This is a genomic window from Streptomyces sp. NPDC050211, assembly GCF_040656035.1.
Taxonomy (GTDB): Bacteria; Actinomycetota; Actinomycetes; order Streptomycetales; family Streptomycetaceae; genus Streptomyces.
This window is the reverse complement of record NZ_JBFALC010000001.1, coordinates 257,384-269,362: the sequence shown is the minus strand read 5'-3', so window position 1 is coordinate 269,362 and position 11,979 is coordinate 257,384. Positions and strand designations below refer to the sequence as shown.

The 11,979-nt window shown below is 72.3% G+C and carries 11 protein-coding genes and 1 pseudogene; 9 read left to right on the top strand and 3 right to left on the bottom strand.

Annotation, left to right across the window (positions count from 1 at the left end; all coding sequences use genetic code 11):
* Positions 1 to 165: 165 nt before the first annotated feature.
* A pseudogene (locus tag AB0I98_RS01175) lies at positions 166 to 401 on the bottom strand (sigma-70 family RNA polymerase sigma factor); the annotation flags it as partial.
* A gap of 165 nt (positions 402 to 566) precedes the next feature.
* Between AB0I98_RS01175 and AB0I98_RS01170 the strand changes: the two are divergent.
* The 9 genes from AB0I98_RS01170 (at position 567) to AB0I98_RS01130 (ending at position 10,922) form a co-directional block, all read left to right on the top strand.
* The gene (locus AB0I98_RS01170; protein WP_362933392.1) at positions 567 to 1,625 is read left to right on the top strand and encodes a hypothetical protein; all 1,059 of its coding nucleotides are present in this window, start codon (positions 567 to 569) and stop codon (positions 1,623 to 1,625) included.
* A 112-nt stretch (positions 1,626 to 1,737) separates the two neighbouring features.
* Positions 1,738 to 6,435, top strand: coding sequence for a cation-translocating P-type ATPase (locus AB0I98_RS01165; RefSeq protein ID WP_362933389.1), 4,698 nt, complete (start codon positions 1,738 to 1,740; stop codon positions 6,433 to 6,435).
* Positions 6,436 to 6,499: 64 nt separating this feature from the next.
* Positions 6,500 to 6,631 (top strand): hypothetical protein, encoded by a 132-nt coding sequence (locus tag AB0I98_RS01160; protein WP_362933386.1) that lies wholly within the window; start codon positions 6,500 to 6,502, stop codon positions 6,629 to 6,631.
* A gap of 255 nt (positions 6,632 to 6,886) precedes the next feature.
* Positions 6,887 to 7,153 carry a hypothetical protein gene (locus tag AB0I98_RS01155; RefSeq protein ID WP_362933383.1) on the top strand — a complete coding sequence of 89 codons (267 nt, stop codon included), beginning with the start codon at positions 6,887 to 6,889 and terminating at the stop codon, positions 7,151 to 7,153.
* 150 nt (positions 7,154 to 7,303) lie between these two features.
* Positions 7,304 to 7,444 (top strand): hypothetical protein, encoded by a 141-nt coding sequence (locus AB0I98_RS01150; RefSeq protein WP_362933381.1) that lies wholly within the window; start codon positions 7,304 to 7,306, stop codon positions 7,442 to 7,444.
* A 114-nt stretch (positions 7,445 to 7,558) separates the two neighbouring features.
* Entirely contained in the window at positions 7,559 to 8,068 is a 510-nt protein-coding gene (locus tag AB0I98_RS01145; protein WP_362933378.1) for a hypothetical protein, read from the top strand.
* Between the two features lie 118 nt (positions 8,069 to 8,186).
* Positions 8,187 to 9,950 carry a S8 family serine peptidase gene (locus tag AB0I98_RS01140; RefSeq protein ID WP_362933375.1) on the top strand — a complete coding sequence of 588 codons (1,764 nt, stop codon included), beginning with the start codon at positions 8,187 to 8,189 and terminating at the stop codon, positions 9,948 to 9,950.
* 317 nt (positions 9,951 to 10,267) lie between these two features.
* Complete coding sequence (locus tag AB0I98_RS01135; protein ID WP_362933372.1) at positions 10,268 to 10,522, top strand: hypothetical protein; 255 nt, start codon at positions 10,268 to 10,270, stop codon at positions 10,520 to 10,522.
* A gap of 43 nt (positions 10,523 to 10,565) precedes the next feature.
* On the top strand, positions 10,566 to 10,922 hold the full coding sequence (locus tag AB0I98_RS01130; RefSeq protein WP_362933764.1) for a helix-turn-helix domain-containing protein: 357 nt from the start codon (positions 10,566 to 10,568) through the stop codon (positions 10,920 to 10,922).
* A gap of 4 nt (positions 10,923 to 10,926) precedes the next feature.
* On the opposite strand, the gene AB0I98_RS01125 is transcribed toward AB0I98_RS01130, so the two are convergent.
* Both AB0I98_RS01125 and AB0I98_RS01120 read right to left on the bottom strand, forming a co-directional pair.
* Positions 10,927 to 11,622, bottom strand: a complete 696-nt coding sequence (locus tag AB0I98_RS01125; protein ID WP_362933369.1) for a TetR/AcrR family transcriptional regulator — start codon at positions 11,620 to 11,622, stop codon at positions 10,927 to 10,929.
* Between the two features lie 10 nt (positions 11,623 to 11,632).
* Positions 11,633 to 11,950 carry an XdhC family protein gene (locus tag AB0I98_RS01120; RefSeq protein ID WP_362933761.1) on the bottom strand — a complete coding sequence of 106 codons (318 nt, stop codon included), beginning with the start codon at positions 11,948 to 11,950 and terminating at the stop codon, positions 11,633 to 11,635.
* Positions 11,951 to 11,979 lie beyond the last annotated feature (29 nt).

Genomic DNA, 11,979 nt, shown 5'->3' with positions numbered 1-11,979 from the left:
CGGGGAAGCAGGTGTCCCCAGCCCACGGTGTTGGCCCGGGCGGCGAGAGCCTCGCGCACTCGGTGTTCGATCGCCTCGTGGCGGATCCGGCTGCGGCTAATCGCCGGATCTCGGCAATGTGCCGGCGGAGGGAAGGACAAGAGCTCGGCTGAGAGGGATGGTCGGTCATCGAGGTATCTCCTCCAGTTGTCTGCCGAGAGCGTCCAGAGCCCGGCTGGCGGTTGACTTGACCGTCCCGCGGAGATACCGAGGGTGTCGGCGATCTGCGCTTCGGTGAGGTCTGACCAGTAGCGCAGCACCAAGACCTCGCGCTGCCGACGGGTCAGACGCTGCAACGCGTCGCGTGCCGTACGGCGCCGACGCAGAACGGAGCGAGCCCGGTTGACCACACTGGTTCGCAAGCACGTTGGCTCGGTGGGGCATGGCACTCCCGCTCCCGTCTCACCGGGCGATCATGACGTGGGTCCCGCAGGATGGTGCCGGTTGCCCAGTGATGGGGGTGGTGCGGCAGCCGCTTGTCGTGTGCGGCGAACTGCCGCCCCACTCCTTCGCTCAGGGAGCACCTCATGGCAGCTGCGACGGAAGAACTGATACCGGCATTGGAGGATGCCCGCCAGGCACATACCGCGGTCCTCGACCGGTTCCGGGCGGATGCGAGGGTCACACCGCCGGGCCCGCACCGGCAGATGCTGGAGAACCAGACCGTCGAGGTTCAGTACAGCGTTCAACGCATCCGACACCAGGTGCGCGAACTGCAGCCTCGCGGCGTGATCGGCACTGCGGCCGGTCTGACCCGGTCCGTCGCCTTCGGTGCGGTGCGTACGGCGATGCTGCCGTTCACGATCGGGACGGCGGTCGTGAGGAGTGTCCTGCCCGGCGGCGGGCCGGCCGACGCGCGGCAGCAGCTGAGAAACGCGGAGGACGAATACGCCACCGCGGCTCGGGCACTGGCGGCCTCCCGCGCCGGTGAAGTTCTCGCGGAACATGTCGATGACCAGCCGACCGCTGATCTGCTCGGCTCGCTGCGCCGCCAGGATGAGGACCTCCTCCACGCACTGGAGAGCAGTCTCGCCGAACACGCCCGCGCCGTAGCGGCGTCCACCAACGGCTCACGCCCCAGCGCGGACCGAAGCGCCGGCCTGGCCGACAGCGCGGCCCAGACGATATGGACCGCCGTCAACCAAGCCCGTGACCTCGTGCAGCGCGGCGGCCGACAGGCGAGGGGTGTGGCCGAAGGCGTGCGGAGGGAGACGCCCCGGCCCGGTCCGATGAGCGAGGAGTTCCTGGGAGCGGTCAAGCGGGAGGAGGACCTGCCGATCACCGGGTTCAGCCAGCTCAGCACGGATCAGATCCGGCAACGGCTGCGCACGCTGTCCCAGGCGGATCTGACGGTGATCGAGGTCTACGAGCGCGAGCATGCCTACCGGAAGGGCGTGCTGGAAGCCATCGAGCAACTGCGCGAGGCCGAGCCGTGGGCCCGCTACGACGCCATGGACCCGAGTGAGATCACCGCGCGACTCCAGAACGCCCCCTCCGGCGAAGCCCGTCAGGTGCGGGAGTACGAACAGCGCCATAGGCAGCGCCAGGAGATCATCTCCGCCGCCGAGGCCCAGATCACCGCCTGATCAGTACCTGGCTGCTCAGCAGGACGGTGGGGCAGGGGCGTGCACATACTGATGGGAGTCGTGTGAGCTGTGGGGCGCGCTCACGCCCGTGTCGCCCGATGGTGGAGGCGCCGTGATCTGGCCCGTGCTGTCCTCCGTGCTTTCCGGGTTGGTGCTGCCCACGTCCGTCCTGCCCTCGACGCTGTCGTCCGTTTCCTCCGCCGTTCGCTCCGGCGTGGGGCGGCTGACCGCCGTACCGGCGGGGCTGCCCTTCGTCGGGCCCTTGCTGCGGCCCCGCACTCCGCGGCTGTGGCAGACCCCCGGGGGTGTGCAGATCGAGGTCCGGCGGGTGGGGCAGCCCGGGCGGGCGCACACGGCACGCGGACTGGAGGCCGCCCTGCGCGATGTGCGGGGGGTGAGCCGTGCGGAGGTGAACGGCACGCTGGGCTGCGTGTACGTCGGGTGTGGGCCGGAGACCGACCTCGAGCGTGTCGCTGGCCTCGTCGCCGCCGCTGACGCCGCCGAGGAGCCGGAAGGCGAGGGAAGTGGGCGTGCCCGCCGCTCCGGGGACGCCGGCCGGTCGCGGCCCTCGGTCGGCTTTCCAGGGGCGGCGGAGACGTGGATCGGGGCGGCCGTCCGGCTCGGCGCGGGTCTGGTGGGGGTGGGGGTGGCGTCGGTGGGCGACGCGTTGCGGCTTCGGGGCCTGCCGCCGGTGGTGCTCTCGGCGCTGCAGCTGGTGGAGTCCGCGCCGCCGCTGCGTGAGGGCATCGCCCGCCGGTTCGGTGAGACGGCCACGGAGCGGGGCTTCGCGGTGGCGAACCTCGTGGTGACGACGCTGACGTTCCGGCCGCTGGGCGCCACGGTGGCCGCTGCCGTGGCCTGGGCCCGGTACGCGGAGGCGCAGGCCCGCCGCAGGGCGTGGGGGGACTGGTCGCGGCGGCTGGCTGTGCACGAGGGGACGTACCGTCACGACGCGCTGCCCGGGTACGAGCGGCCCGCCCCGCTGCCGCCGGGGCCGGGCGACCGGTACGCCAATGTGGCGGCTCCGGCATCCCTCGCGGCGTACGGGCTGGCGGCGATCGGCACGCTCAGCCATGACCGGGGGCTGGCGCTGTTGATCGCGGGGACGCCGCGCGGCCCTCAGTTCGGCCGGGAGTCGTTCTCGTCGGTGGTGGCCCGGGCCGTCTCCGAACGCGGGGCGCTGACGCTGCGTCCGGACGCGTTGCGCCACCTGGACCGCATCGACACTGTGGTTCTCGACGCCCGGGTGCTGGCCGACGGCGGCTGGACGGTCGAGGGCGTGGCGCGTCTGACGCCGCCCGGCGCCCCCGGGCCGGACGGCGGCGGCCCTCAAGACGGTGGGGATCCCCCGGAGTTGGGTCCGGACGATGACGAACTGCACGCGCGGATCCACGAGTTGATCGAGTCGGATGGACCGGCCAGGCGGCGGACCGGGCGCGGCGCCGGCACCCTGCGGACGCGGCGTCAGGGAGCCTGGGAGCTGCGGCCGTTCAGCCTCGCGGACACCGAGCCGGGTGCCGCCCGTGACGGCTCCCCGGAGAGATCCGCGGACCGTGCCGTCGTACCCGCCGAGACGGCGGCAGCGGCACGGCAGTGGGTCGAGGAGGGCGCGCAGGTCATGCTCGTCCTGCGGGAGGGCAGGCCGGTGGCCGTGGCCGCCCTGGTACCCCAACTGCATCCGCTCGCCCACCACTTGGTGCGCGCGGCACGGGAGTGCGGCCGGGTGCGGCTCGTGGGCGGCCCGCGGGGGCTGCACCGCCGGTTCGGGCTTCCCGCGGCCGCGCCCACCGGGCATCGGCGCACGGCCGCCCTGGTCCGCTCCCTCCAGTCGGACGGCCATGGTGTCGCCGTGGTCTCGGCCCGGCCCCGTCGCGCCCTGGTCCGGGCGGACCTGGGCATCGGAGTGATCCCCGGGGCCCGGCATGTGCCGTGGGACGCCGATGTCGCCGCCCCGCCCGATGTCGTCCACCTGTTGCTGACGGCCCTGCCGGAGGCCCGGCGGATCAGCCGGCTGTGCTCCCGGCTGGAGGTCGGCGGCGCCGTGGCGGGCTCGGCCCTGGCGCTGCTGGTGCCCCGCCCGCGAGCCTGGCTGCGGGCCCGCTTGGTGACCGACGCGGTGACCATCGCCGGGATCGCGGCGGGTTTCTGGTCGGGGTGGCGGTTGCACGGGCGTTCGGTTCCGGCGGCCGTCGGGCGTACGCCCTGGCATGCCATGACGGTGCGTCAGGTGATGACCCGGCTCGGTTCGTCGTCCCGGGGGCTGGACGAGGCCGAGGCCGTCCGGCGCCGGCAACTCGCGGGCCATGACGGGCACGACGGTGCCGTCACCCTGGTCGGCCGGGTCGCGGAGGAGCTGGCCAATCCGCTCACCCCCATCCTCGCGGTCGGCGGCGGCGTCTCGGCGGCGCTCGGCTCGGTGCTGGACGCTGTGCTCATCGGCGGGGTGCTCGGGGTGGATGCGCTGGTCGGCGGCGTACAGCAGCAGAAGGCCGAGCGGGAGGCGGAACGGCTGGTCGAGGCCACCTCGGCACGGGTGCGGGTACGCCGCCCCGACCGGTACGAGGCGGCCTGGGCGGCGGGCGAGCATCTGGTGCGCGGCGATGTGATCGAGCTGCGGGCCGGGGACGCGGTTCCGGCGGACTGCCGGGTGGTGCGGGCGCAGGGCGTGGAGGTCGACGAGTCCAGCCTGACCGGTGAGTCGCTGCCTGTGGTGAAGACCGCCGCGCCGACCGCGGCCCGGGCGGTCGCGGACCGGACGTCCATGCTCTATCAGGGGACGACAGTGGCGGCCGGTGAGGCGCTGGCCGTGGTCGTCGCCACAGGGGCGGCCACCGAGGCGGGCAGTGCGGCGGACGCGGTCACCGAGGGCGGGCCGCCGGAGAGCGGTGTCGAGCGGCGGCTGAAGGCGCTGGGCCGGTGGTTCCTGCCGTTGTCCGTCACGGCGGGTGCCGTCCTGTTCGCCATCGACCTGCTGCGCCGGCGGCCGCTGGGCGCCGCGCTGGGGTCCGCGGTCAGCCTGTGCGTCGCGGCCGTGCCTGAGGGGCTGCCGTTCATCGCCACGGTCGCGGAGCTGGCCGCGGCTCGCCGGCTGTCGACCCGCGACACTCTCGTCCGCAGCGCCTCCACCATCGAGGCGCTGGGCCGTACCGACGTGCTGTGCTTCGACAAGACGGGGACGCTCACCGAGGGCCGGATCAGTCTGCAGCAGGTCTCCGACGGCACAGAGCGTCGTTCGCCCGACCGGCTCACCCCGGTGCTACGGCGGGTCCTGGCTACGGCGGCGCTCGCGGGTCCGCCGGGGCCGGCCGCGTCGCTCGCCCATCCCACCGACCGGGCCATCGCCGCCGGGGCCGAGCTGCTCGGTGCCGCCCCCGTCCGGGCGGCCGGGCTCGGCTCGGACACCTGGGAGCAGCTGGCGGAGATGCCGTTCGAGCCGGGACGCGGCTACCACGCCATGCTGGGACAGGGCGGCGCCGAGGCGCGGGTCGTCGTCAAGGGCGCCCCGGAAGTCGTGCTGGCCCGCTGCGACTTCGTCCGGCGGGGTGAGACCACCGAGCCGTTCGCCGAACGGCAGCAGGCGGGGATCGAGGCGGAGATCGACCGGCTGGCCCGGCGCGGACTGAGGGTCCTCGCGGTCGCCGAGCGGGTCGCTCCCGCGCAGGAGCCCGGTGCCACGCCGGAACTCGACGACGAGAGCGTCGACGGGCTGTGTCTGCTGGGCCTGCTGGGCCTTGCCGACCCGGTGCGGGCCACCGCAGCCGAGAGCGTGGACCGGCTGTCCCGGGCCGGGGTGCGCATCGTCATGCTCACCGGGGACCATCCCAGCACCGCCGCCGCGATCGCCAGGGAGCTACGGCCCGAGGAGGAGCCGCGGCTGATGACCGGGACGGAGCTGGACGCTCTGGACGACGCCGCGCTCGCCCGGACGCTGCCGGACATCACGGTCTTCGCCCGGGTCACCCCGGCGCACAAGGTCCGGATCGTCACCGCGCTGCGCTCGGCCGGGCGGGTCGTCGCCGTCACCGGCGACGGCGCCAACGACGCGCCCGCCATTCGCATCGCCGACGTCGGCATCGCCCTCGGCTCGCGGGCCACTCCGGCGGCCCGCTCGGCCGCCGACGTGGTGGTCACCGACGACCGCATCGAGACGATCGTCGACGCGTTCGTCGAGGGCCGGTCCATGTGGGCCTCGGTGCGCAAGGCGCTGGGCATCCTGCTCGGCGGCAACCTGGGCGAGATCGCCTTCGTCCTGGCGACCACCCTGCTCACCGGACGCAGTGCGCTGAACGCACGCCAGCTGCTGCTGGTCAACCTGCTCACCGACATGCTGCCCGCCATGGCCATCGCCGCCCGGCCCCCCGCCGACCACGCCGAGCGGCTGCTCGCGGAGGGCCCCGAAGCCTCGCTCGGCAAGGCCCTGACCCGCCACCTCCAGCTACGCGCCGCCGTCACCGCGGCCGCCGCCACCGTCGCCTGGGTCCTGGCCCGTGCGACCGGCACCCGCGCACACGCCGACACCGTCGCCCTGGCAGCCCTGGTCTCCTCCCAGCTGCTCCAGACGTTGCAGGACGCGGGCCGTGATCGGGTGGTCGCCGCGGCCGCCGTCGGGTCCCTGGTCGTGCTGGGCGTGGTGGTGACCGTTCCGGGGCTCAGCCACTTCTTCGGCAACCGGCCCCTGGGCCCCGCGGGCTGGACGATCGCGCTGACCTCGGCGGCGGGGTCGGTCCTGCTGCCCGCCGCGGCGCGGCGCGCCGCCGGTGCGCTGGCGAATGTTCACCCGCAGGTCACCCGTGTGCGGCCTCTCGGATGACATCGGGCTGGACAAAGGAGTCGTTCCCAGCACGACGCACACTGATCATGAAAGGCGGCTCACCATGCCGCACATCTTCACCACGATCCTGACCCAGGTCGCGGTCGCCCTGCTCGAGGCCGCCCTCGTACGGCTGTTCACGCAGCTCTGGAAGACGTTCGCCGCGAGCGGGCGCCCGGCGACGGCATACGCCTGACCGCACACGCCGGCGGAGCGGTCCGCCCGCTGCGGCGAGTGTGGCTCAGCGTTCGCCTGAGGCGGCCGGGCTCTCCTGCGCGGGCTGCTCGTGGGCGTCCGCTTCCAGGGGTGGTGCGCCAGGCCGGTCGGCGCGGTGCTGCTCACGCGGCACGGTCATCCTAAATTGGCTCGCCTCCCTTCAGTGAGCCGTCGACTCGCCGGCGCGACGCGTACCCCTGAGTGCCTCCGCCTCCCCGTCACCGGTGTCACCCGTATGGCCGTCGCAAGGCGTTGGGCCGGCGCGGCCGTGTTCATATGGGAGCGGATCTCCATTCCCGCGGAGGAGATGACGATGCACGAGATGTGGTGCGGCACAGACGCCTCGGGGGAACCGATGTGGCATGTGCTGACGGCTGACAAGGATCTGACGCTGTGCGGGGTGGAGAAGCGTGAGGAGCCCGGCGGGCGGGAGAGAGCAGACAAGCATTGTCTGCCTTGCATGAAGGCGTTTCAGGCTGCCATGGCATCCATGAAGTCCTGAACGCTACGAGGGACGCCCGGCTGGCACTACCGCTGTGACGTGGTGCCTACACACCTTCTTGCATGCCTGCGGAGGATGGGGGCGTTCAGCCTGCCGTCTGGTCGGCGGGCTGGCGGGCTGGCGGGCTGGCGGGAAGGAAGATGTCCGCCCATGTCTGAGCATGTGCACGTCCGCATCAACCGTGGTCTCGGCGTTACCGAGAACGGTGAGCTGCTCGTGGAGCACTCCTCCTGCCGCTGCGGAGCCACCTGGACCAAGACCTACCCGGTCCGGGAAGAGGATTCCGAGTAAGGGCTCCGATTGCGGCCGGGCGGGTGCCGATTTAGTTTCGAGTCGTCACTTTATGTGACAAAGCCGACACAATTTCTGGGTTGGCTTTCACGTTGACGCTCGAACGGAGCATTCATGTCGGTGATGACCGCACCTCAACCTCTGCAGCAGACCGGCCAGCAGGCCAGCCCGCAGCAGATCGCGCAGATGGTCCAGCAGACCATCCAGCAGGCGTGCCAGCAGACGGCTCAGCAGGTCGCGCAGCAGGTGCAGCAGACGTTCCAGCAGATCCAGCAGATCCAGCAGCAGCTGCAGCAGCGGCCGGACCTGGCTCAGCAGGCGCACCCGTACCTGGCTCTCGCGCTGCATCGCTCGCTGGCCGGGGCCGTCCGCCACGCCGTGGAGCAGTCCGTGCAGCAGGCGCTGCCGAACACGATCGTGTCGCTGCTCCAGCAGAGCCAGCCGAGCCAGCAGGGCATCCAGGGCCAGCAGGGTATGCAGGGCCAGCAGCAGTGGGGCGGTGGGTTCGGGTTCGGCCAGCAGCCGTTCGGTCAACAGCCTTACGGGCAGCCGCCGTTCGGCCAGCAGTACCAGCAGCCGGGCTTCGGCTTCGGCCAGATGGGTCAGCCGTTCGGTATCGGCTGACCTGAGGGCGGCGTGATGCGGTGTGCCCGGACTGCTACCGGGCACACCGCATCAGCGTGCAGGCGTCAGCCGCCCCGTCGCCGGATCAGAAGCACCAGTACGCAGGTACGACACAGACGTGGTGAAGGTGGACGTGATGGTCAAGGACAGGCCCGCAACCAGCCGCAGAACCAGCCGTGCGAGCGGAGCCGAGGGCGGCGGCGGGGGCGGGAACGAACCCGAGGGCAAGCGAGCGCAGCCGCGCGCGAAGGGCGCGAAGGCACCGCTCCCGGTGCAGCCGCGCCGGGAGCGGTACATGGTGACGCCGCTGCCGCTGCATCTGCTCCCACCAGGAGTGCCCGAACTCAGCATGGACGCGGTGTGTGACCAACTGGAGCGGATGCCCGAGGTCAAGGTGACCCGAAGGCTCCGCCCGTCGGAGAAGCTCCAGTCGGCGGGGCTGCCCCCCTCCTGCCCGGAAATCGCGGTCGTGGAGGCACCCGAGGCCCAACTGCCCGGGATGCGGACGCTGCACGTACACATCGAACCGGACCTGCCGCTGTCCGCGGCCGGCCCCGCCGCTGCGCCGGCCGCGGGCATCCCCTTGCGCGATCCGGGGCTGGTCACTCCACTGGCGCAACCGCTGGAGATCTCACTGCGCGTCACCGGCCCGGAGGGAGAACCGCTGGCCGGCGCGGGCGTGTTCCTGATCGGGTCGTCATGGCCCGGCCAGGGCGTCACCGCGGCCGACGGAACGGTCACCGTCACGCTGCCCACGGAGACCGTACGGTCCATTCAGTCCCTGTACGTCCGGCCCGTGGGCGGTTACACCGACCGCTGGATCACCCGTCCGGACCTGTCGCCGGCCGAGGAGAACCTGGTCACCCTCACGCCACTGGACAAGGTGTACTCAGGGCTCGATGAGCGACAGGGGTACGGCTGGGGCCAGCAGGCCATGCGGCTGGACCGGCTGCCTCCCACGTTCCGCGCCTTCGGGATCAAGGTCGGGGTCATCGGTTCGGGCGTCGCCACCGAGCATCCCGACCTGAAGCAGCGGGTGCGCTCCGGGATCGATCTCGTCGGCGGCACGGAGGAGGGCTGGGCCTACGACCCAGTGGGCACCGGTACCCACGCGGCGGGCGTCATCGCCGGGGCGGACACCGACAAGGGGGTCATCGGCACCGCGGTCGACGCCGAGATCGAGGTCTGTCAGGTGCTGCCCGGCGGCTGCTTCAGCGACCTGATCGCCGCCCTGGACCACTGCATCGAACGCGAGGTCGACATCGCGCACATCGCCGTCGCGACGCCGTACCCGTCGGCGCTGGCCTCCCGCAAACTGGCCGACGCGGTGGCCGCCGGCATCGCCTGCGTCGCGCCGGCGGGCGACTCGGGCGGACCGGTCTGCTTCCCCGGCTCGCTGCCCACCGTGTTCACCGTGGGTGCGCTCGGAGTCTTCGGGTCCTTCCCGCCGGACACCTCCCAGGCCACCCATGTGGGGCCGCAGCTGACGCCGGAAGGACTGTTCGCCGCACCGTTCAGCTGCTACGGCCCCGGGGTCGACGCGGCCGCTCCGGGGGTGGCCGTTCTGTCCTGCTCCCCGCAGGGGGGATACACGGCCCTCGACGGCACCGGCACGGCCTCGGCCCACGTCGTCGGTCTCGCTGCCCTGGTGCTCGCCCATCACGAGGACTTCCACGGCCAACTGCTGCCGCGCGGAGCCGGCCGGGTGCGGCACCTGTTCGAGATCATCGCCGCCAGCTGCCGCCAGCTGGCCGTCCCGGGCACCATGGAGGCGGCACGCGTCGGACGCGGTCTGCCCGACGCCCTCACCGCCCTCGGCCTGGCCCCCGGAGTACAACTCGCTCCGGCCCTGTCCCCGTACGTCCCGACCATGGCCGGATAGACCCGCCCTCACGACAAAGCCACCCAGCGGCGCCTGCCCGACCAGGGACGGGCGCCGCTCGGCGCTGCGCCGCAGGTCGTGCTCAAGCCCGCCATGGCGCAGCGCGGGCGGCCTGGCCACATGGAGGGAGGAGGGGGGCCGTGGTCGGTTAGGGTCGCCCCGGGCGGACGCAGCGGCTCCGTCCCCGTGAAATTGATTGGCCTGGGGTGCATCGCGGCTGTGCAGCGGTCGTCTGATGTGTCCCCGTTGCGCCCTGATGTGCCCGCGGTGGGCGATCTGGGTAAACGTGCAGGTCAGAGGCGTAATCTGGGGGCACAATGCGATTGAGAGTGGAGTTCACGACCGAGCCCTTCGACCTGGACGAGGTACCCGCGCACGCGCTGGTGGCCCGCGAGGTCATCGAGGCCGCGGAACTGGACGCGGTGGACGTGGGGCCGTTCGGCAATACGGCGGAGGGCCCCGCGGATGCCGTGCTCACCGCCATGGACGCGCTGCTGCGCAAGACCTTGGAGTCGGGCGCCACCCGGGTCTCGCTCCAGGTCAACGTGATCGGGGAGGCGAGCGGTGAGTGAGGACGAGCCCTTCATCACGGCCGTGAAGCCACTGGTCGACGCCATGGGCGGCATGATGCTCCCGCCCGACGAGGCCGGCCCCGACGACGTCGTGCTCTCCTGGGAGGGCGCCGACGTCGTCGCCGTACGGCTGCCGCAGCTGGCCGACTCCCTCGATCACATCCTGGCCTCCATGGAGCGCAAGCAGGGCAAACCGCTGGCCGACCTGGACCGCAAGGCCAAGCAGGAGGTCGTACGGATACTGGAGGCGCGCGGCGCCTTCTCCGTACGGCACGGTGTCGAGACCGTGGCGGGTGCGCTCGGCGTCAGCCGGTTCACCGTCTACAACTACATCAACTACACCAGCGAGCAGCGGGCCAAGGCCCGTAAGGGCGACGAGCAGTCGCGGCAGGACGACTGACCGTTCAGCCGGTGGTGGCGATGCGGTCCAGCCACTCGGTGAGCAGGGCGCCTTCGGCGTCCGTCAGGGCACTGGTTTGCGGCAGGGCGGCGCGTAGTGCGATCGCGTGGCCGACCGGGCCGCCGTTCGGGAGTACGTGTTGCGGGGGGTCGGTGGTGACGGTGGCGATGACCGACTCCCGGGCGATGGTCGACAGGGACACGTCGCGTTCGTTCTCGGGCTGGGAGATCAGGGTGAGGGTCACGCCGCGGCCGGTGGAGTGGATGAGGAAGGCGGCGCGGTCTTCGCTCATCCGCAGGCGCCCCGCCTCGGCGATGCGGCGGACCATGCCGGCCAGGATGACGGCTGCCTCACGCGCGGCCGGGGGCTCGGTGCCCGGCCGCTGGTCGCCGTAGATCAGCGCGTAGAACGCGGGGTTGGCGAGGCCGAAGCCGATGTGGAGATCCCATCCGCGGCGCAGGTCCGCCACCGGGTCGTCGGTCGGCCGGTTGGCGGTCTTGCTGCGCAGGTAGGTCGCGAAGCCGTGGCTCGCGACGGCGTCCAGCAGGCCTTGCTTGTCCCCGAAGATGCGGTAGATCGTCGGCGCCTGCACGCCGGCCGCCGCGCTGACCGCACGGGTCGACACGGCGTCCCGGCCGCCCTCGGTGAGCAGGGCGGCGGCCGCCTCGATGATCCGGTCCCGGTTGTTCTTCGCGTCCATGTTTCCAACGTTAACAGGTTTCCGATATCGGTAACTGTAGGGAGAGCGAGGACACCGCCGGTGCCGTCTCCAGGTGGAGCGCGCCAGTGGTTTCGGACAGGCGGAGGCCGGGACGCCCATGGCGAAGCAGGAGTATCTCGGCGGCGATGGACACCGCCGTCTCCGCCGGGTCGGCGCCGCCGAGGTCGAGCCCCACGGGGGAGTTGAGCCGCGCCAGTGGGCCGTCCGGCAGCCCCGCGGCCCGCAGCGACGCCTTGCGCTGTTCGACGCTGCGCCGGGAGCCCATGGCGCCGACGTAGGCCAGGTCCATCCGCAGGGCTGTCTCCAGCAGCGGGACCTTGGAGATCCTCGGGTGCC